General features: G+C 69.9%; 19 protein-coding genes and 2 pseudogenes. 14 read left to right on the forward strand and 7 right to left on the reverse strand.

Annotated features, from left to right (window positions below; translation table 11 throughout):
- Window positions 1-27 precede the first annotated feature (27 nt).
- The gene (locus WA762_RS21885) at window positions 28-249 is read right to left on the reverse strand and encodes a hypothetical protein (protein WP_335937679.1); all 222 of its coding nucleotides are present in this window, start codon (window positions 247-249) and stop codon (window positions 28-30) included.
- A gap of 1,089 nt (window positions 250-1,338) precedes the next feature.
- Here WA762_RS21885 and WA762_RS21890 point away from each other — a divergent pair.
- From WA762_RS21890 to WA762_RS21920, 7 genes and pseudogenes are all read left to right on the forward strand, one after another.
- Entirely contained in the window at window positions 1,339-1,479 is a 141-nt protein-coding gene (locus WA762_RS21890; RefSeq protein WP_335937680.1) for a hypothetical protein, read from the forward strand.
- Window positions 1,480-2,375: 896 nt separating this feature from the next.
- A complete protein-coding gene (rpmF, locus tag WA762_RS21895) occupies window positions 2,376-2,561 on the forward strand; it encodes a 50S ribosomal protein L32 (RefSeq protein ID WP_335937681.1) in 186 nt (61 codons plus the stop codon).
- Between the two features lie 29 nt (window positions 2,562-2,590).
- Window positions 2,591-3,673: a radical SAM protein gene (locus tag WA762_RS21900; protein ID WP_335937682.1), complete on the forward strand. Its 1,083-nt coding sequence runs from the start codon at window positions 2,591-2,593 to the stop codon at window positions 3,671-3,673.
- Between the two features lie 49 nt (window positions 3,674-3,722).
- A complete protein-coding gene (locus WA762_RS21905) occupies window positions 3,723-5,309 on the forward strand; it encodes an ABC-F family ATP-binding cassette domain-containing protein (RefSeq protein WP_335937683.1) in 1,587 nt (528 codons plus the stop codon).
- A 371-nt stretch (window positions 5,310-5,680) separates the two neighbouring features.
- Window positions 5,681-6,694 (forward strand): alpha/beta hydrolase, encoded by a 1,014-nt coding sequence (locus tag WA762_RS21910; RefSeq protein WP_335937684.1) that lies wholly within the window; start codon window positions 5,681-5,683, stop codon window positions 6,692-6,694.
- Between the two features lie 105 nt (window positions 6,695-6,799).
- Entirely contained in the window at window positions 6,800-7,009 is a 210-nt protein-coding gene (locus tag WA762_RS21915; RefSeq protein ID WP_335937685.1) for a hypothetical protein, read from the forward strand.
- Window positions 7,010-7,083: 74 nt separating this feature from the next.
- Window positions 7,084-7,293, forward strand: a pseudogene (locus WA762_RS21920) (hypothetical protein); the annotation flags it as partial.
- Window positions 7,294-7,356: 63 nt separating this feature from the next.
- On the opposite strand, the gene WA762_RS21925 reads toward WA762_RS21920, so the two are convergent.
- Window positions 7,357-7,626: a hypothetical protein gene (locus WA762_RS21925; protein WP_335937788.1), complete on the reverse strand. Its 270-nt coding sequence runs from the start codon at window positions 7,624-7,626 to the stop codon at window positions 7,357-7,359.
- A gap of 829 nt (window positions 7,627-8,455) precedes the next feature.
- Here WA762_RS21925 and WA762_RS21930 point away from each other — a divergent pair.
- Entirely contained in the window at window positions 8,456-8,689 is a 234-nt protein-coding gene (locus tag WA762_RS21930; RefSeq protein WP_335937686.1) for a hypothetical protein, read from the forward strand.
- Window positions 8,690-8,937: 248 nt separating this feature from the next.
- Here the strand turns inward: WA762_RS21930 and WA762_RS21935 are convergent, their stop codons facing one another.
- Both WA762_RS21935 and WA762_RS21940 read right to left on the reverse strand, forming a co-directional pair.
- Entirely contained in the window at window positions 8,938-9,183 is a 246-nt protein-coding gene (locus WA762_RS21935; protein WP_335937688.1) for a hypothetical protein, read from the reverse strand.
- 71 nt (window positions 9,184-9,254) lie between these two features.
- Window positions 9,255-9,692: a hypothetical protein gene (locus tag WA762_RS21940; RefSeq protein ID WP_335937689.1), complete on the reverse strand. Its 438-nt coding sequence runs from the start codon at window positions 9,690-9,692 to the stop codon at window positions 9,255-9,257.
- 196 nt (window positions 9,693-9,888) lie between these two features.
- Here WA762_RS21940 and WA762_RS21945 point away from each other — a divergent pair, with 196 nt between their 5' ends.
- Window positions 9,889-12,165 (forward strand): ATP-binding protein, encoded by a 2,277-nt coding sequence (locus WA762_RS21945; RefSeq protein WP_335937691.1) that lies wholly within the window; start codon window positions 9,889-9,891, stop codon window positions 12,163-12,165.
- Between the two features lie 420 nt (window positions 12,166-12,585).
- On the opposite strand, the gene WA762_RS21950 is transcribed toward WA762_RS21945, so the two are convergent.
- On the reverse strand, window positions 12,586-12,948 hold the full coding sequence (locus tag WA762_RS21950; RefSeq protein ID WP_335937692.1) for a M15 family metallopeptidase: 363 nt from the start codon (window positions 12,946-12,948) through the stop codon (window positions 12,586-12,588).
- 336 nt (window positions 12,949-13,284) lie between these two features.
- On the opposite strand from WA762_RS21950, the gene WA762_RS21955 reads away from it, so the two are divergent.
- The 5 genes and pseudogenes from WA762_RS21955 to WA762_RS21975 form a co-directional block, all read left to right on the forward strand.
- Window positions 13,285-14,283 carry a sensor histidine kinase gene (locus WA762_RS21955; RefSeq protein WP_335937693.1) on the forward strand — a complete coding sequence of 333 codons (999 nt, stop codon included), beginning with the start codon at window positions 13,285-13,287 and terminating at the stop codon, window positions 14,281-14,283.
- A 249-nt stretch (window positions 14,284-14,532) separates the two neighbouring features.
- Entirely contained in the window at window positions 14,533-15,345 is an 813-nt protein-coding gene (locus WA762_RS21960) for a DUF6042 family protein (protein ID WP_335937694.1), read from the forward strand.
- A complete protein-coding gene (locus tag WA762_RS35730) occupies window positions 15,342-15,563 on the forward strand; it encodes a P-loop NTPase family protein (protein ID WP_443080648.1) in 222 nt (73 codons plus the stop codon). The genes WA762_RS21960 and WA762_RS35730 overlap by 4 nt, the downstream gene beginning before the upstream one ends.
- A gap of 165 nt (window positions 15,564-15,728) precedes the next feature.
- Window positions 15,729-15,899, forward strand: coding sequence for a winged helix-turn-helix domain-containing protein (locus WA762_RS21970; RefSeq protein ID WP_443080649.1), 171 nt, complete (start codon window positions 15,729-15,731; stop codon window positions 15,897-15,899).
- 1 nt (window position 15,900) lies between these two features.
- Window positions 15,901-16,014 (forward strand): annotated as a pseudogene (locus tag WA762_RS21975) (IS5/IS1182 family transposase); the annotation flags it as partial.
- An 88-nt stretch (window positions 16,015-16,102) separates the two neighbouring features.
- Here the strand turns inward: WA762_RS21975 and WA762_RS21980 are convergent.
- Both WA762_RS21980 and WA762_RS21990 read right to left on the reverse strand, forming a co-directional pair.
- Window positions 16,103-16,705, reverse strand: a complete 603-nt coding sequence (locus WA762_RS21980; protein WP_335937697.1) for a 2OG-Fe(II) oxygenase family protein — start codon at window positions 16,703-16,705, stop codon at window positions 16,103-16,105.
- A 476-nt stretch (window positions 16,706-17,181) separates the two neighbouring features.
- A complete protein-coding gene (locus WA762_RS21990; protein ID WP_335937699.1) occupies window positions 17,182-18,405 on the reverse strand; it encodes an MFS transporter in 1,224 nt (407 codons plus the stop codon).
- Window positions 18,406-18,446: the final 41 nt, after the last annotated feature.

The raw sequence follows: 18,446 nt of genomic DNA on the forward strand, positions 1-18,446 counted from the left end.
AGGATAAACGTCAGGCTCAGGGCTTGATCAGCTTGCGGACCGCCGTGACGCCCCCGGACCCCGCCGCCTTGAGCGCGCGAGCCGCCGCCCGCGCACCGGTACGACGTGCTCGTACCAGACGTCGCGCGGGACGATCGCGATCGGCTCGCGCTTCTCCTGGCCCTCGCCGGCGGGGATTTCCTCGTCGGTCCGGTTGTCGGCATCGCCCAGCTCAGCGAGCAGGGCTTTCACGCTGTTGGACAGGTACATCTTCCGGACGCCGAGGGCGCCGTACTCCCGTTCCTGTCACGCCTTCACGGCGTCGGTGCCGCCGGTGGCCGCAGGGTCGCCGAGCTGGAAGGGCCTGAGCCACCCGGCCTTGCGGACCCCCTGCCGCCGCCGAACGCCAGCTCTGCTGCGAGGCCGTCGAGCGGTTCGGTCCGCGCCTGGTCGCCGTCCTTGAACGGGTACCGCCTGACCGCCCCGGCTTTCGTGAAGCCGGGGCGGTCGACCCGGCCCGTGGCCGGCGCACTGGAGACACTGCCGGAGACGGGGAACTCCTTCCCGGCAGTCGTCTCGTTCGGGACGGGCCGGGCAGCGAGCCCCGCGTCCCGGGCGAGGTCCTTCCGCGTCAGGCCGCTCATCTCGGCCGCGGACGGCCCGGGGCTTGGCGGTGCTGGGAGGGGTCAGAGCGCGGAAGCCTCGGCAGCGGCGCGACGAAGGCGCCGCTCGTGCAAGGAGATCGTGCCGCCGGGCGCCGGGTCGTCCGGACGCGGCTTCCTGTGCCGGGCCGGCGACGGCTCGGGCAATCGGTACCGGTCCCAGAAGATGGCATCGGAAGGCTCCGGCCCGGCCAGGGCCAGGCAGCGCGGCCATTCTTCCGGGCCACAGGCCCCGCAGGTGCAATCCCAGACGACCGGCACGGCCGGTGGGGGCGGGGCAGGTGGTCGCCTGTGCCGGCCGATACCGGCCTCGTGATCCATGCCCTGCTCAACGATGATCTGAGGCATCGATCTCGCGCTGGCCGGGCGCGAGGGGGAAAGATCACCCGCCCGAGTTCCCAGCGGCGAGCGTGGAGATCCGGCGCGGTGACGGCCCCTCTCCCTGCGGGACTGAGGGACACCAATCAGCGGCGAGGAGCGAGCGATGGCAGCGAAGATGATCCGGCGAAGCTGGTACGTCAGGCCCGGGACCTGATCGAGGACCTCAATCACGTGGTGCTCGACGACGCGCGCACGCTGTCGGCGCCGGCGCCGTCGGAGACCGTCCAGGCGCTCAATCAGCTGGTCGAGCGACTCCTGCAGGCATTCCAGCAGACAGCCGACGTGCTGGAGATGCTGGCCGGCCGGGGACAAGGTCGTGCTGGACGGGGGCCAGGACCCGAAGAAGGCCGTGGCCGAGACCGCAGCGGAACTCCGGACCGCCGCGACCGACGCCGAGCACCTGGCGAAGAACCTCTCCGATCCCGCCTCGGCCCTGTTCCTCATGGGCGGCCGATGAGCTGAGACCCGCCCCGCTGCCCGCTGGAACACAGGAAGGAGGGGCGGACCCACGGGCCGCCCCTCCTCGCACATCCCGCCGACCGGCGCCCGCTACCAGCGCATCCCGAGCGCGTTGTGGTCCGCGCGCCGCTGCTCGGTGAGTTTGCCGCCGCGGGGTTGAGCGCCCCGCCCCGCCGACACCTCTTCGTACGCGACAGCCGGACAAGGAGGTGCCGGGTTGTTCGGGGCAGGCCGGGCGGCGCGGCGGTTCTGCCCGCTGTTCCGTCCGGCCTCGGCGTTCACGGCGCCCGCGGTTGGCGCAGGCCGATCTCTGGTGCGCCGTGGACCGTCTCGCGCACGGCGGCGGCTCCGGCTTGGTGGCCGGCGTGGGGGTACAGCACGACCATCGAGCACGTACTGATGAAGAGCCGAGGCAGGTCCGGACCGCCGGCTCCTGCACACGTCACTGACGGATACGGCTGCGTACTGACCGGCAACGCAAGGCTGATATGATGGCGAGCATGGGACTGATTGAGGTAGACAGGTTCTAGCCACCGAACTGCCGGTGGCTTTCACTCGTGTGGGCGTCGTCCACATCGGTGAACGATCGTTTCTCGACGCACGCGCGTGAGTCCGCCCTTCCGGGCGTTGACACCGCCGCGTGAATCTCGCCGGCACGTTCGCATCGCATCGCACCGACCTTGGTCCCGGGTGCATGACTGCGAACGCGCGACTACGACCTGCTGAGAATGCAACCTCCTCCTGCCCGGCATTCGGGCAGCGGCTCCCATGCCGCAGGAGCGTGGCTCTTTGCCAGTCCCACTCGCACCTCTCGCCGCATCGACACACGGCCCCGTGGTCGGTTGTCCTGCCAGTTCCGCTGGCTCACACAACCCGTTCACGAATGGCATTCCCATGCAACATCGCACCTCGCGTTCCCGCACTCGTCATCGTCGAGCGCACTGGAAGACCGGCGCTCCGGCCCTTGCCACCTGCACGAATCCCGCCTGCGGCAAGGCCACGCCCTCGCATCGCGCCTGCCAGCACTGCGGCTTCTACCGGGGGCGTGAGGTCTTGCCTCCTACCGGTGGTGACGCATGAGCACGGTCCTGACCCCAAGGAGCCGTTGGATGCGCATTCGCGATCACCTCGCGCAGACGGGCATGCCCGCATTCCGGTTTCACCAGCTCATCACCGCGTGGCAGAGCTCGACGGCCGAGACCTTCGCCGACGTCCACGCCCTCCCGGCGCGCCTTCGCGGCGAGCTCGCGGAGCGGTTCGGGCCGCTGCTGCACCCGCTGACTCCGCTGGAGGTGCAACGGGACGAGCAGGTCGAGAAGGTGCTGTTCGCATCGGACGGCGGAGCGCGGATCGAGACCGTTGTCTCGCACTATCGAGCCGGATGGGACTCCATGTGCGTCTCGTCGCAGGCCGGATGCGGTCTGGGCTGCACCTTCTGCGCCACTGGGGCGGTCGGCCTGATACGCAACCTCACAGCGGACGAGATCGTCGCACAGGTGATGCATCCACGTTGGACGCGCACGGGCCTGCCGAGGCCGGCCAGCGTCGCGTTCATGGGCATGGGGGAGGCCCTTGCCAACCCGCATGTGTTCGACGCGCTGACGCTGCTGACGGACGCCGCCTACGCCGACATGTCCGCGCGACGGGTCACAGTCTCCACGGTCGGGTTCGCACCGAATCTCGCCCGCCTCGTGGATGAGCACCCGCAGGTGACGATCACGCTCTCGGTGCACTCGCCGTTTCCGCAGGAGCGGGCGCGGATCATCCCGCTCGAGGAGACGTTCCCGCTCGCGCAGAGCCTCGACATCCTCGACCGGCACGCTGCCACGCGTCGTCGCAAGGTCTACCTGGCCTATCTGCTCATTGCCGGCGTCAACGACAGCGACGACCACCGCGCTGCCCTCGCCGAGCTGGTCCACCGGCGCTCCAGGCCCGAGCTGTTCCACGTCAGCGTCATCCGTTACAACGAAGCGGTCGGCGCGGCGCCGGAGTATCGCGCACCGTCCTCGACCCGCGTGGACGAGTTCGTGCGCGGGCTCACCGCGCGCGGCGTGCACACGACCAGACGGCGCCAGTTCGGCACGGGCATCGAGGCCGCCTGCGGGCAATTGCACGCGAGGTATTTCGCCACGCCTTCCCCGGGGGCTGCCTCAGCCGACACAGAACTGATCCCCGTCACGCCCGTCGGTTGACGGACGAGAGAAGAGAGAAGCACTGACTATGTCTACGAAGTCCGCCGTCGTGCTGCGCGATCTGACCTTCGAGTGGCCCGAAGGCACCGTCGCGCTCGCCGGTGTCAACGGCACCTTCACTGCCGGTAGAACCGGGCTGATCGGCCGCAACGGCGCCGGCAAGTCCACTCTGCTCCGGCTCATCGCCGGTGACCTGCGGCCGACCGCTGGGCAGATCGACACCGTGGGCGAGGTCGGCTACCTGCCGCAGACGCTCACACTGCGGCAGGACACCACCATCGCCGAGCTGCTCGGCGTCCACGAGATCCTCGACGCGATGAAGGCAATCGAGTCCGGCGATGTCGACCAACGCCACTTCGATGCGATCGGTGACGACTGGGACATCGAGTCCCGTGCCGACGAAGCACTGCACCAGATCGGGTTCTCCGCCGCAGACCTCGGCCGCCGCGTGGCCGAGGTCTCCGGCGGAGAGGGCATGCTCATCGCGATCACCGGGCTGCGTATCCGTCGCACTCCGATCACTCTGCTCGACGAGCCCACCAACAACCTCGACCGCGCCACGCGCGCCAAGCTCGCCGAGTTCGTCGACCAGTGGCCCGGGACGCTCGTCGTCGTCAGCCACGACCTCGAACTGCTGGAGCACATGGACAACACGACCGAGCTCTACGGCGGCACCCTGGACACGTTCGGCGGCCCGTACAGCGCATGGAAGGAGCACCAGGAGCAGGAGCAGGCGGCCGCGGCGCAGGCCGCACGCTCAGCCCAGCAGGCGCTCAAAGTCGAGAAACGGCAACGCATCGAGGCGGAGACGAAGCTGGCGCGCCGTGAGCGGACTGGGAAGAAGACCCAGAAGGACGGCGGCATCCCGAAGATCCTCGCCGGCAACCGCGCCAGCAAGGCTCAGGCATCCGCGGGATCACTGCGCTCCACTCTCGACAACAAAGTCCAAGCCGCACAGGCCGCCGTCGATGTTGCGGACGCACGCGTCCGCGACGAGGAGCACATCCATCTCGTCCTGCCCGATCCGGACGTCCCACGAGGACGACGGCTGGCGGAACTGGAGGACGAGGGCCGAACCGTGGTGATACAGGGCCCGGAGCGGGTGGCGCTCGTCGGCGCGAACGGCGCCGGGAAGTCGACCCTGATCGAGCAGCTCGTTCAGCGTGTCGAGCCGACTCCGGGGCGACCGCGCGGCCGCCTTGTCACCGAACTCATCGGTTTCCTCCCGCAACGTCTCGATGGGCTCGATGATGACGCCAGCGCGATGGAGAACGTACAGGCTGTCGCCCCAGGCACGCCGGCCGGCACCATCCGCAACCAGCTTGCCCGGCTGCTCCTCCGCGGTGACAGCGTGGACCGCCCCGTCCGCACACTCTCCGGCGGGGAGCGATTCCGGGTCTCGCTCGCCCGGCTCCTCCTGGCGGCGCCGCCTGCCCAGATGCTGATCCTGGACGAGCCGACGAACAATCTCGACATCGCCAGCGTCGAGCAACTCGCCGAAGCCCTCGACGCGTACCGCGGCGCGCTTCTCGTCGTCAGCCACGACTTCGCGTTCCTCGAACGGATCGGCGTCGACACCATCATCGAGCTCGACGGAAACGGACGGATGCATCAGCGCCGGGACCTGGGCATCTGACCGTCTCGGATCGGGCACTACGACAAGCGGGCCAGGAGGCGGGTCGTCACATGACTGCCCCGCCTCCTCGTTCGCACGCCGTTGTCACGCGCCGATCCATGCGCGCCATCACGCGCTCACCGTGCCGTGGCGCCCGTGGCGTACGGCTGGGTGAGCCCCGTCTTCGTCTGCGGGGTCCGCCATCTTCCACGGCGAGTTCGGTGAGTGTCAGATACGGCTGGGTGACCTGGCGGTGCTCGGCATCAACACCCTCTGCGGCAAGCCAACCGATCAGCCGTTTCTTCAGTCACGACGTCGTACCTGGATCACGGCACTGCACTGCCCACTCAATTCCGAGATCTTCGGCGAACACATCGAGAGGAAGAAAGAGTATGAACAGCAACCGAGATCAGACGCGGCTCACGGCGCCGCCCGTGCCCTTCGCCCCCGAACTCAACGCGGAGTTGGAGAACCTGGGCACGCCCCAGGAGAACGCGCCGACGTCGGCCGACGATATCCCCCGGTGGCGTGCGCAACTCACCACGACGGACCCTTCACTCGAGGAGCTGCGCGATCACGGCAGGTTCGAGATCCAAGAGTTCCTCGCCCCCGGTCCGGACGGAGCACCGGACGTCTCGCTCCTCTTCGCACGCCCCACCGGCCTACGCCAACAAGCGCCGGTCATCTACCACATGCACGGCGGAGGCATGATCGGCGGATCCAACCGCACCGGAATGCAGACGATCCTCCACGAGTGGGCTGAGCCCCTCGAGCTGGCGGTCGTATCCGTCGGCTATCGGCTGGCACCTGAGCACCCGTACCCAGCGGCGATCGAGGACTGCTACGCCGGGTTGATGTGGCTCGCCCGCCATGCCGGCATGCTCAGCGTGGACCGCCAACGTGTCATCGTTGTCGGCGGCAGCGCCGGCGGAGGCCTCACGGCTGCTTTGGCCCTGATGGCCCGCGACCGAAAGGGTCCCGCCATCCTTGGCCAGTTGCTGATGTGTCCCATGCTCGACGACCGCAACGACAGCCCCTCGGCACACCAGATGACCGGACTGGGAGTGTGGGACCGCCGTGCCAACAGCCTGGGTTGGACCGCTCTTCTCGGCGAGAAACGGGAAGGCTCGCAGGTCTCGTACTATGCCGCGGCCGCCCGCGCAGCGGACCTGTCCCGGTTGCCGCCCGCCTATGTGGACGCCGGTGCCGCAGAGACCTTTCGTGACGAATGCACCCAGTACGCGACGCGCATCTGGCAAGCCGGCGGAGATGCCGAACTGCACATATGGTCAGGCGGCTTCCACGGCTTCGACCAACTGGCGCCACACGCTGAAGTCTCCCGAGACGCCCGCCGGACCCGCTTCCGTTGGCTCTGCCGTCTGCTGAGACAGTGTCCTGTGCGGTGAGCCGGAGAAGTCGCTCGTAGCAGCACAGTGTCGCGGCGAGGCTGGGAAGGGCCAGGTCATTGCAGGGGAGGCGTTCGCAGTCTTCGAACGAAACGGAGATCTATCGTGTCTTCGCGTGCCCTGCGCGTCCTGCTGGTCCTGACCCTGCTGCTGGTCCTGGTCGTCGTCATCGGCCTGGCGATGGGCGGACTCGCCTACATGACGCACCAGCACCCCACCCTCGCCACGCCGCTGACGGTCGCCATGGGTGGTGCGACGCTCCTGGTGACGTGCCTCGGCGCCGCCGTTGCCATCGCAGCCCTCGCCACCCGATGACGACGCACACATGCTCCCCCCCGGGGCGGCCCCGCCGCGCCGCGGCTCGGGAGCCGAGCCCCCCCGCACGGGAGGTGCGCCCGGGGTCGCATCTACGGGTCAACGTAGCGGTGCTGCTCGCGGTCATCATCGTGTTCCGGCTGCGCCGCCGTACCGAGGCGCGCAGTCGGCTGGACGTGAAGTTCACGGTGATCACCATCCTGGCCCTGGGCGTGCTCATCGCTCCGACGCCCGTGGGCCAGGGGATCATCAGCTTCCTCGGCCAGCTCGCGAGCGGCGTCACAGTCCGCCCGCTGAACAGGACCCGGATCCGCATCGGTACCTGTTCACGTTTCCCTGGTGTCCGTTCAGGACGACGGCGGCGGGAACGTGTGATCGCGGGCGTTCAGGTACGCGCCGATCCGCTCGGGGTCGTCGAGCATGAGCGCCGCCAGTTGCGAGCCCGCCCACAGGGCGAGGGGCAGGGCCATCTCCCGTGCGTCCTCGCCCTGGTGAAAGTCGCGGAGGTACCGCAGGTACAGGGCGCCGATGCGGACGGGCCGTTCGGTTCCGGCGGAGTCCTGCGGGCGGGGGCGGCGGTACACCTCATCGCCGAAGTCACGCAGCCACCGCTCCACCCGGGCCCGCTCCCCGACCTGCCCGGCGACGTAGGCGCACAGTTCGGGATGCCAGCCACTCGACCAGCAGCAGCGGGCTTTCGCGCAGCGTGCCCTCCTTCTGCCGGCTCTCCAGCTTTTCCGTCAGCGTACAGTGCAACTCCCAGTTGGCCGGCAGCGGTCCGTCCGCGCCCGGAGCGTGCCGGGCGGCTTCATCGAGGGTCGCCGTCCTGATCAGGGCAGCGCGAACGCGCCGGGCGCGAGCCGGGCGGCGGGCCGGGGTTCGGTGGCGGTGGGGCGGGACAGCGCGTGGTGGCCCTGGTGGATCGACGGCGCCGTCGCGGGTGATGGTGAGCCGGTCGGGGCCGGCCTGCATCCACGGGGTCTCGACCGGGTCGGTCCCGTGCGGCTCGGGCGGTCCGGTGTACCACCCTGCGCTTCTTGTCCCCGGCGGCGGGTTCGAGGGCCTGCTCGCACATCCACTGCTGCACAGTGGCGAGGTCCTAGCCGAGCCGGACCGAGCGCATGCGACGGTCCGCGGCGGCAACGACGCCGACGGGCACCCGCGACGGACACCCGGCACCGGAACCGCGACCCCGACGGTACAGCAGCAACTGCGCCGGCACGGTAGATCCGAGGCCCGGCAGAAGAACGCCGACCGTATTTCTGCCGGTGGGACTGCCTGGGACCGTGCCCGTCCACCGTGATCGACTGGGCCTGCCGCAGGGGCGCTGCCCGGCACCGGCGGGCGAACGGTACCGCCGACGCACAGCGCCCCCGTCTGGACCCCCTCGGTGGTCCAGGAATGAAAAGCGGGAAATGTCGAGCAGAGCGAAAGGCAAGAGCCAGCATGAAGCAGAAGAGCATTTTGCTTACCGGTGCCGTGGCCGTGGCCGGTGGCGTCGTCATCGCGGCCGCGGCCGCGGCCACCGGCCAGGCGTCCGCGGCGGACCGCGGACGGCCCGTTTCCGCCCCCGCCCCGCACGCGACCGTGGCCTTCGGCGACCAGATGTCCGTGACCGATCCCGGCCTCGTCGCGCCGCTCGGCGAGTTTGGCACGGGTCGGCGGACGCCGCGTCCCTAAGGGCTGTCCCGTAATCCCTGGCGGGCGCGCGACGACAGCTGCGGCGCCTCGCGGCGTTGTCGGAACGCCCACATACGTACCGTATGCGGGCACCCCTCCGCCTTGCGACGCACCACATCCGACGCCGCGCGCTGATCCACCACGGATTACGGGACAGCCCTTAGCCCGGGCCCGTAGACGGACCCGACACGGGCCGCCGTCCGCCATCCGCTGCGCGCGTCGCCGCCCCGGCGGCCGGTGTCGCTCGGTCAGCGGGCGCGGGGTGGTGCCTTGTCCGCGTGTGCTGTGTGTACGTACTTCACGGCGACCTCGGGATGGACACCGAAGAGCCGGACGAGATGGACGGGGGCGGCGCTCTCCTGGGCTTCGCAGAGGATCCGGTCGGCCCATACCTGGCGGGGCAGCGGGCTGCTCTGGTCGAAGGCGGCCCGCAGGGCGCAGTAGCTGAGCTGCGGCGACGCCGGGTGCCGGTAGGTCTGCGCGGTGATGAGCATGTGCGGTTGCGCGAAGGGCCTGCACCCGGACGGGTGCAGGCCCTTCGGCGTCACTCGCCGACCGGGAACGGTCAGGGCATGGGCTCGACGGAGACGCGGTGCCAGCCGGTGCGCGTGCCATCCGGCGCGTAGTCCTGACCCCACCAGAGCCCGCCGCTGCCCTCGGCCCAGATCTGGAACTCGACGTTGTCACCGACGCGCCGGGTGGGGGCGGTGTGGACGCCGCTCTGCCACCATCCGCCCATGGAGGACCAGTTGGTGCAGTTGTTGGAGGAGGTCTTGGTGCGGACGCAGGCGGCGCGGTCGGTGCCGATCGCGAACTCGTACTCGACACCGCGCTTCGAGGTGTAGGTGCCGACGCCGTATTCGCAGATGATGGTGCCGGTGCCGGTGCCGGTGCCGGTGCCGGTGCCGCGCTGGCAATGGCTGAGGGCCTGTGCCGGAGTAGCCGCGAGGACCGTGCCGTCGACGACCGCGGCCGTCAGGATGGCCGCCTTGATCTTCTTCATCGTGCTTTTTTCTCTGCCTGTATGGATGGTGTGCCCGGGGGTGAGCGAGCGGGATCGCGCTCGCTCCCGGTCTCACCACGGCCAGTCCACCACCGGCCACATGGCCGTCACCAGGAAGTCCCGCCGGCGGAAGTAGCATGCTGCGTACTTCTGCCGGACCGCGTACCGGCCGCACTCTGTACGGGGGAACCGCACGATGAGCACCGCCGACACCGCCCGCGGAGAGTTCGGGCCGCTGCTGCGCGGCCTGCGCCAGCGTGCCGGGCTCAGCCAGGAGGAGCTGGCGCACCACGCCGGGGTGAGCGTGCGGGCGCTGGCCGACATGGAGCGGGGCCGCACCCGGGGCCCGCAGCGGCGGACGGTGGCCGCGCTGGTGGCGGTGCTCGCGCCGGACGGGGCACAAGCCGAGGCACTGGAGCGGGCGGCGGCCTCGGGCCGGCCCCGGCCGAAGCATGCTCCGGTGGCGCAGGCCGGGCTGCATCTGCCGCGTGACGTACGGGACTTCACCGCCCGAGAGGAGGACCTGGCCCGGCTGCGGGCGGTGGCCGAGGGGGAGCCCGCGCCGGTGGTGCTGATCACGGGCCAGCCGGGGCTGGGCAAGACGGCCTTCGCGGTACGGGCCGCGCACAGCCTCGCGGACCGCTACCCGGACGGGCAGTTCACCGTCGACCTGCGCGGCACGCACGCGGAGCCGGCCGCGCCGCGCGAGGTCCTGGGACGGCTGCTGCACGCCTGCGGGGTCGCCGTGGCCGCCGTGCCGCAGGACACCGAGGACCGGGCCGATCTGTTCCAGACGGTGGCCAGGGAACGGCGGATGCTGCTGCTCCTGGACGACGCCGCCGACGAGGAACAGGTCCGGCCACTGCTTTTCGCGAACGGGCCCTCGCTGACCCTGGTGACCGGCCGCGGCACGCTCGCCGGCCTGGAAGGCGCGCACCGGATCACGCTGGGGGTGCTGCGTCGTGAGGAGTCCGTCGCCCTGCTGGCCAGGGTCATCGGCCCGGAGCGGGTGGCGGCGGAGGCACAGGCGGCGCGCGACCTGGCCGACCTGTGCGGGCAGCTGCCGCTGGCGGTGCGGATCGCCGCCCAGCGGCTGGCGGCCCAGCCACAGGAACGGCTCGCCAAACTCGCGGCGCTCCTCGCCGACGAGAGCCGCCGGCTGGACGCCCTGCGGGCCGGGGACCTCCAGGCACGGGCGGCCTTCGCGCTCTCGTACGCCCGCCTGGACCCGTCGGCGCGGCGGATGCTGCGGCGCGCCACGCTGGCCGCGGGGCCCGACTTCTCCCCGCGGACGGTCGCGCTGCTTTCGGGCACGACGCTGCGGCAGGCCGCGCTGTGCACGCATGAACTGGCCGACCGCGGGCTGCTGCAGCCCGACCCGATCGCCGAGCGCTATCGATTCCACGATCTCCTGCGGCTGTTCGCCGCCGAGCAACTGGCCGAGGACGACCCCGCCGAGCTCGCCCGCGCCCGGGTGGACGCGGCCCGTTGGACGCTGGCCCGGGCCGGGGCCGCCGCCCTCCACTTCGACCCCGAACACCCGCCCTCGGGCGACCCGGACCCGGCCACCGCGCCGCGCGGCCCCGAGCAGGCGCGGGGCTGGCTGGAGGCGGAGCGGGCACAGTGGCTGGACTCCCTGCACCAGGCCCTCGCGGACGGTCACCACCGGGAGGTCCTGGACGCGGCGGAGGCCATGCACTGGTTCTCGGACCGCGTCCAGCACTGGGAGCAGTGGACGGAGGTGTTCCGCTGTTCGGTGGCGGCGGCACGGGCTCTGGGCAACCGGCGCGAGGAGGCCGTGCACCTCAACTACCTGGCCTGGTCGTACAACCTGTGCCTCCACGATCCCGTCCGTGGGCTGGCCACGGCCCGTAAGGCGCTGGCCGTGGCGCGAGAGGTGGGCGACCTCCTCGAGACCGGCTGGGCCTACGGTTACGGGGCGGGGTCGTTGTACCGCCTCGGACGGGCCGAGGAGGCGGTGACGTGGCTGGAGAACTCCGCGGCTTGCCACCGGGAGAACCCCGCGCCACAGGCCCGGCTGGCAGAACTGTCGACGCTCAACACACTGGGCGGATACCTGCGTTCCATGGGGCGGCCGGAGGAGGCCCTGACCATCCACCGGCAGAGCAAGGAGCTGTGTCTCGCCGGGATCCCCGGCCAGTCGGCGGACCTTCTGACCTTGTTCCGGGCCAGTACCCTCCACCACCTCGGCCAGGACCTCGGCGCGCTGGACCGCTGGGCGGAGGCCGGGCCCCTCCTGCGCCGCGCCCTCGACGGCCTCGAAGCGGCCGGCATGGCCGCGTGGAGCGAACCGGCCCGCCTCGACCTGGCCATCGCGCTGCGCCGACTCGGCCGGGAGACGGAGGCCCGCACGGTGCTGGAGGCGGCCCGGCGGGGGCTGGCCGAACAGAGCCACCCCCGGCTGGCGGAGGCCGACCGGGAACTGGCCGCGGCCACCGCCTCCGGCCCCTGACCCGCACGGCCCGCAGAGTCTGGATGTCACGCCGAGCGTGCGCCTCGTCAGCCGCTGAGCGCCGCTGCAGGAAGTGCACATCGGCGCCCGCCGCTCAGTCTCGCGCTCAGCTGCCGGCTGTGGACATACCCGCTGGCCGGCCGGCCGGGCTGAGAGGCCGGCGCGCACTACGCCGACATCAACGCCTCCGGTTTCCGCGAACGCCGGGAGGGTCAAGCACCGGTCACCGTCGCAACGGCGCACGGTGTGCGGTCCGCACGCCGCGCCGAGCCGCGTTGATCCGATCCGTGCTGTACCGCGCCGATCAGTGCCGCCGCGCGGGCCGGGGCCGTGTCACCCGGGACAGCCGTCGCGGCCAGTGCCATCAGCGGGTCCCTCGCAGGGGATGCGCGTCGATCCGTTGACCGAAGCCATCGCCGGTCAGCCCGCCGCGTCCGTCAGAGGGACTGGGCAGGCGCCACCGGGCGTGGTGAGCAGCTCGAAGTGCCACATCTCGTTGTTGTAGACCTGGCACAGTCCGTAGTTCTCGCCGTGGCGGATGAGCCAGTCGTCGGCGTCGGTGGGGCCGATGTCGACGGCCTTCCCGGAGACGTGGGCCGACTTGGCCGGGGTGTTCACGAACCGCCGCGCCTCCTCCGCGCTTCCGTGCCTCCGGACCGCCTCGTCCAGGAGCCGTTGCTGGTGCTCCCTGCTGCGCCAACCCGAGGTGACCCGGAATTCGACGCCGTCCTCGCGAGCGTCCCGGGCCGCATCCTGCACGGCCTTGAGCAGGCCCTTGTCCAAACGGCCGACTGCCGGGTACTGGGTGTCGAAGGGAGTGAGTCCGCTTCTCCCCGGCCGCTCCCGCGGTCCCCCGCAGCGGTGGCCCGCGCGGCCGGCTCGTCCCGGCTCGCCATGCCCCAGACTGCCGCCAGCACGACCACCAGGGCAGCCCCGGCTCCGGCGGCCATACGGACCGGGGAGCGCCGTACGGCCGTGGCGGAGCGGTTCGCGAGGGGGTCGTGGTCGTGCATGGTCGCCTCCGGGCATCTGGACAGGCGGCTCTACCTTCTTGATCGGGTTGATCGAGCCATTCGTAGGGTTGGGTCACCCAGGGGTGCTGGGTGTGGCTACCTGGCCATGCGCTTCGTGCCCGACTACCCGCTGGGCGACGTGAACCCTCAGGCCGCTGCGGTCGCCACCCGCCCGGACATCCTCCACGCCCTGGTCAAGGCGTCCTGCGTGGCCCTGTTGCTCCTCGCCCTGATCGGGCTCGCCGCCGGCTGGCTGATCGCGGGCCGTGTGCTGCGCCCGCTCCAGGACATCACCCGAGCCGCCCGCCAAGCCGCCGGCGGCTCTCTCGACCACCGTGTCGGACTCGCCGGCCCGCGCGACGAGTTCACCGAGCTGTCCGACACCTTCGACATCATGCTCGCCCGCCTCCAGCAGTCCTTCGACGCCCAGCAGCGCTTCGCCGCCAACGCCTCACACGAACTGCGCACCCCTCTCGCCGTCAGCCGCACAATGCTCGACGTGGCCGCCGCGGACCCCGACGGCCAGGACTACCGGCGACTCGTCTCCCGGCTCCGCGAGACCAACCAGCGCGGCATCGACATCACCGACGCCCTGCTCCGGCTCTCCGCCCTCGACCACGTCCCGCCCGCCATGGAACCGCTCGACCTGGCAGACACCGCCCGGGACGTCGTCGACACCGTCCGCGAGGAGGCCGGGGCACGAGGCGTAACCGTCTGCGCCGACATCCATCCGGTCCCGGCCACCGGCAATGGCGTACTCCTGCGCCAACTCGTCCTCAACCTGCTCCACAATGCCGTGCGCCACAACCTGCCCACAGGCGGATCGCTCACCCTGACCAGCGGCCCCGATCCCGCGCGCCCCGGCCGTGCCCTGCTGACTGTCACGAACACCGGACCACCGCTGTCCGATACCGTCGACCGGCTCACCGAGCCCTTCCTGCGCGGCAGCGGCCGCCTGGCCGAACAGGACCGCACCCGCCGCGGCCACGGTCTGGGCCTGACCATCGCCGCCGGCATCGTCCGCGCCCACCACGGCGACCTGACCCTGACCGCCAACCCGGGCGGCGGCCTCACGGCCCAGGTGTCACTGCCGGGCGCAGCGTAACGGCTGCCGGCCCCGGAGCCCCGCGGCCGACGGCCGCACGGAGCCCACCTCAAGCGGAACCCGGCACCTTCCGCAGCGGCCTGACCCGGCTCGCCGAGCGTACCGGCGCCCCCAGTCATGCTGCGCCGAGGCCGGCGAGGAGCCGTACGTCGCCTCCTGCCATCAGGCCTGGGTTGGGCGCGCGTGACAACGCTTCGACCACAGTGCGTACGCTGCCACCGCTGACCGTTCCTCAAGGGAGAGCTGCGGATGACTGACAACCCGTCTGTGCCCGGACCGCGCCGGGACCTGGCGATGCACAACGACTGGTGGGCATCGGGCTGGGACCACGTCTTGCCCCGCCAAGGCTTCCCGCTGACGATGCTGATCGGAACCGCGAGTCAGCCCGGTTTCACCGGCTCCCTGGACGACCTCCTGCAGGAGCTCTTTGACGGGCACTGGGACATGATCGGCGGCAATCTCGACGGCGCGCTCACGTTCTCGTGGCCCGACGAGGAATGGGACTACGAGGAAGTGCCGGAGGGACGTGAAGCGAACGAGGCACATCGCTGGGAGAAGTTCGGCGCCGCGCTCACGGCGGCCGGCTATCCGGTGCCCAAGACCGTGCGGGACCTGTCCGAGCTCTACCTGACGTGGGGCCTGGCGCGCCGCGAGGAGACACCGGATGGCCCCCGATGGTCGATGCCCGCCGCGCTGCCGTTGCCCGGTGACCTGCTGCCCCTGGACGCCGACCTCGTCAAGCGGCTCGACCGGGTCCGCTGGACGATGCGCACCGGCCCGCTCGTCAACATGCTCATCAACCACTTGGTCGACGATCTGGGTGAACCGCAGGAGGTCCTTACTTCCCTGGATCGACTGGCGGCCGCCACCAGCCAGGATACCGACGACGTCCGCATCGCCCTCGCGGAGCTCGTGAAGTCCGGGGACGCCCGCGTGCAGCGTGGCCGGGAGCCGGCCGACGCGGAACGCCTGGAGGCGCACCAGCGCTTCCGCCTGGTCATGAACTGGGACCACTTCCATCAGTACCGGGTGCAGCTGAGTGTCAAGGGCGACGACACATGACGGAAAGCGTGCTGGGCATGGTGGGAACGGAAGACACGCGGCTGATCATGATCAGGGGCAACAGCGCCTCGGGGAAGTCGTCCGTCGCAGCCGGTCCGCGCGAGAAGTTCGGCCGCGATCTCGCGATCGTCGGCCAGGACGACCTGCGCCGCATCGTGACCACTCGCGCGACTGGTACCGGGAGAAGGGCCTGCTGCCCGACGCCACGGAGACCGTGATCGACGCGGCAAGCGCCCTGGACGACACCATCCAGCAGCTTCTGAGGCCGACACCGAGGGCAAAGCGACTTGAGGGAGAGGCTCTGTATGGGGGCTGGGCGGTGGGGTGCTCAGGCACATGGGTTCGAGGCTGATTTGTGGACGTCGGAGCGAGGCGGTCTGGTCGTGGAGCGCGTGACGGGGGTGTCCCCGTCACGGGCGACGGTGTGGCGACTGCCGACCGGCCGGCTGGGCTGGAGTCTGCAACGGCCCGAGCGCCGGGCGGTCGAGCGGGACGACTCCGAGACCGCCCGCTGGACCGCCCACGAGTGGCCCCGCATCAAAAAGGGGCGGTGAACAAGCGCCGGTCGAACGAAGCATCGCGAGACTGAAGTCATGGCGCATCTACCGCAGGGCCCGCTGCAGCCCCAGCCGCATGGCGGTCATCGCCGCCGCCGTCCTCACCCTGGAGCCGTCAAAGCCGAAAAGATTCCGTGATTTGACGGGTGAGTCCACCAACAGCCGAACGTGTCATTGCCCCCGGCCAGGACGAGATGGAGTCACTGACCTTCGGGTACCAAGAACATGACCAGCGAACCGCGCACACCGGAACGTACTTCGCTCACTTCGTGCAGCAGGTCGTTGGTGCCGACGAGAATCGAGCCGCGGCGAAGGGTGAACCGGCGGGCCTGTTCGTTGTCCAGGTGAGCCACAAAATCACCCCCAGTGTAGTCATCGCTGAGGCCGATTACGATGTTGGCGCAGTACTCCGGGTTCGATTCCGAGTCGGTGTGACGTCCTATGTATTGGCCACGCCGCATGTAGTTGACCTGCGACCGTCGCACGGACACATTGTGGCCAAACAACTCGCCCCAGTAGTCCATTGCCTCACTCTTGGCAATGATCTGAAGGATCTCCTCGGCGATGTGCGGCGCTGTCACCTTATGAGGCGCGGACCTGGAATTGGACACTGCGATGTCGAAGGGGTCGACGACTATGCGCCCGACCTCGACATTGTTGTTGTCGCCGATTCCTGTATCACGCGGCAGCTTCTCGCAGAGCCCAACCAGTCTATCGATCTCCTCTGCGGAGTAGGGCCCGTCATCGGGTCCGTCGATCAACAGGACGGAATTCAGTATGAGCAGTTCGCGGTTGGTACTCATGTTTAGCCTCCCTATTGGCTTGCGGGTCAGCGAAGCACCAGCAAGCAGCACTTGACGCTGCCGCCAGCTTTGAGAAGTTCCGATACGACCACTCCGATGGGGCTGAAACCTCGTTTCTTCACTGCAGAATCAGGCCGGTGCGCCCTTGGGCAGAAGAACGTTCCGGCCGTCCGAAAAGGCGTTGAGTCCGAACACCGCGGCGTCTTCGTCCGGCGCGATGACGGCGTCTGGGAGAGTCTCCTTCAGGCTTCCTGGCTGCTGTCGTGAATGCTGCCGGACAGTGCTTTATTTCAGTATCGGAGAGTACGGCCAGGGCGGTGTCCGAGTGGTAGTGCCTCGGGTTGACCAGGGTCAGCCCCGTGACCGGAAGCCCGACGGCGGCGGCGCGGGACATCCACCGCTCCGTTCTAGAATTCGTGGTTTCCACAGGGGACGGCGTCGAACGCCTCCGATACGGCTCGATTTGAATCTGGTTTTCAGCGGCTCCGAATCTCGTCGGTGCACCCGATGCCCTCCTCATCCGCTCGCGCGTCGCCCGCCGTCCGTGCTGCCGACCGCTCTCCGGGCATCCCACGCCGAGCGGAGATCCCGAGCGCCACCGCTGCGGCGAACAGAGTGCAGACACCCATGCCGAGCATGGCCGTCCGCAGTCCGTAGGCGTGTGCGACGACACCGGCAAGAATCGGAGGGGCCAGGCTGCCGAAGGACTGCACTGCCCTCCAGAGCCCCATGACGCGTCCGTGCATCTCCGCAGGAGCGGCCTTGAGGAAGGCGATCCTGCTCGCAGGGTTGAACAGACCCGTGGCCATTCCCCAGAGGGAGATGGCAGCGAACGCCATGCCCACACTGTGGGAAGAGGCGAACAGGGATTCCCCGGCGCCGACGAACACCACGGTCATGACGAAGAACCAACGGCGGACGACGAGAGTCTGTCCCTTCGACATCGCGTACGTCGCCGCCAGGAGCACGACTCCGAAGGCTACTTGCAGAGCCGCGTACGTCTCAGCCGGCTCGGACAACACCTCGCTGACGAAGAGAATCTCCAACGGGCCGATCCAGCCCAGGGATACCCATACAATGCCCGTCAACACCAGTGCCTCACGCAGCGACGGGTCTCTGATGAGGATCCGGTGACGGCCGCCCGTATCAGCGCCCCTGTCCCTACTGCGGGAGGGCACATCAACCCGCAGCACGCAGAAGATTGCGAATCCGACCAGATGGACGGCCGCGTTCGCCCACTGGGCGCTGTTGCTGCCCCAGTTCGCCAGCATGACGGCCGACAGGGTAGGGCCGGCAACGATGGGTACGCTGCTGGCGAAGCCCAGCAGAATGCTCGATTTCACTTCTTGGTTGCTCCCCAGCACCCTACTGGGGAATGCGTCGATGGCCACCTGGGTGACCGCCCTGGCCACTCCGCTGGTCAAGGCCGCCACGAGCAACCACGGCGCCGAGTCCGCGACGGCAAGGCCGACCGCCCCGCCGATGCCGACGGCAGTGCTCGCCGCCCCCACAACGGCGGGACTGTACAGATCAGCCAGACGCCCTATCCACGGCCCCAGGAGGATGGAGGGGGCGCCCCAGACCGTGGTCAACAGGGCGAGGTACAGCTCCGTCGCCCCCAGTTCGTAGGTCGCCCGTGCCTGGTTGGCGACCAGCGCCATCCACCAGGCGGTGCTCATGGTGAGCTGCAGGGCCACCACGAGACTCAGGGGAGCGGGCCTGGCCGGTAGCCATCGTCGCG

The organism is Streptomyces tyrfis (assembly GCF_037034285.1).
In the GTDB taxonomy this organism is placed as follows: Bacteria; Actinomycetota; Actinomycetes; order Streptomycetales; family Streptomycetaceae; genus Streptomyces.

What these genes read in the sequence shown, in the direction of transcription:
- WA762_RS21885 (WP_335937679.1), bottom strand. Translation starts at nt 249, where the DNA reads ATGTACCTGTCCAACAGCGTGAAAGCCCTGCTCGCTGAGCTGGGCGAT.
- rpmF (WP_335937681.1), top strand. Translation starts at nt 2,376, where the DNA reads ATGCAACATCGCACCTCGCGTTCCCGCACTCGTCATCGTCGAGCGCAC.
- WA762_RS21900 (WP_335937682.1), top strand. Translation starts at nt 2,591, where the DNA reads ATGCGCATTCGCGATCACCTCGCGCAGACGGGCATGCCCGCATTCCGG.
- WA762_RS21910 (WP_335937684.1), top strand. Translation starts at nt 5,681, where the DNA reads ATGAACAGCAACCGAGATCAGACGCGGCTCACGGCGCCGCCCGTGCCC.
- WA762_RS21930 (WP_335937686.1), top strand. Translation starts at nt 8,456, where the DNA reads ATGAAGCAGAAGAGCATTTTGCTTACCGGTGCCGTGGCCGTGGCCGGT.
- WA762_RS21935 (WP_335937688.1), bottom strand. Translation starts at nt 9,183, where the DNA reads ATGCTCATCACCGCGCAGACCTACCGGCACCCGGCGTCGCCGCAGCTC.
- WA762_RS21940 (WP_335937689.1), bottom strand. Translation starts at nt 9,692, where the DNA reads ATGAAGAAGATCAAGGCGGCCATCCTGACGGCCGCGGTCGTCGACGGC.
- WA762_RS21945 (WP_335937691.1), top strand. Translation starts at nt 9,889, where the DNA reads ATGAGCACCGCCGACACCGCCCGCGGAGAGTTCGGGCCGCTGCTGCGC.
- WA762_RS21955 (WP_335937693.1), top strand. Translation starts at nt 13,285, where the DNA reads ATGCGCTTCGTGCCCGACTACCCGCTGGGCGACGTGAACCCTCAGGCC.
- WA762_RS21960 (WP_335937694.1), top strand. Translation starts at nt 14,533, where the DNA reads ATGACTGACAACCCGTCTGTGCCCGGACCGCGCCGGGACCTGGCGATG.
- WA762_RS35730 (WP_443080648.1), top strand. Translation starts at nt 15,342, where the DNA reads ATGACGGAAAGCGTGCTGGGCATGGTGGGAACGGAAGACACGCGGCTG.
- WA762_RS21980 (WP_335937697.1), bottom strand. Translation starts at nt 16,705, where the DNA reads ATGAGTACCAACCGCGAACTGCTCATACTGAATTCCGTCCTGTTGATC.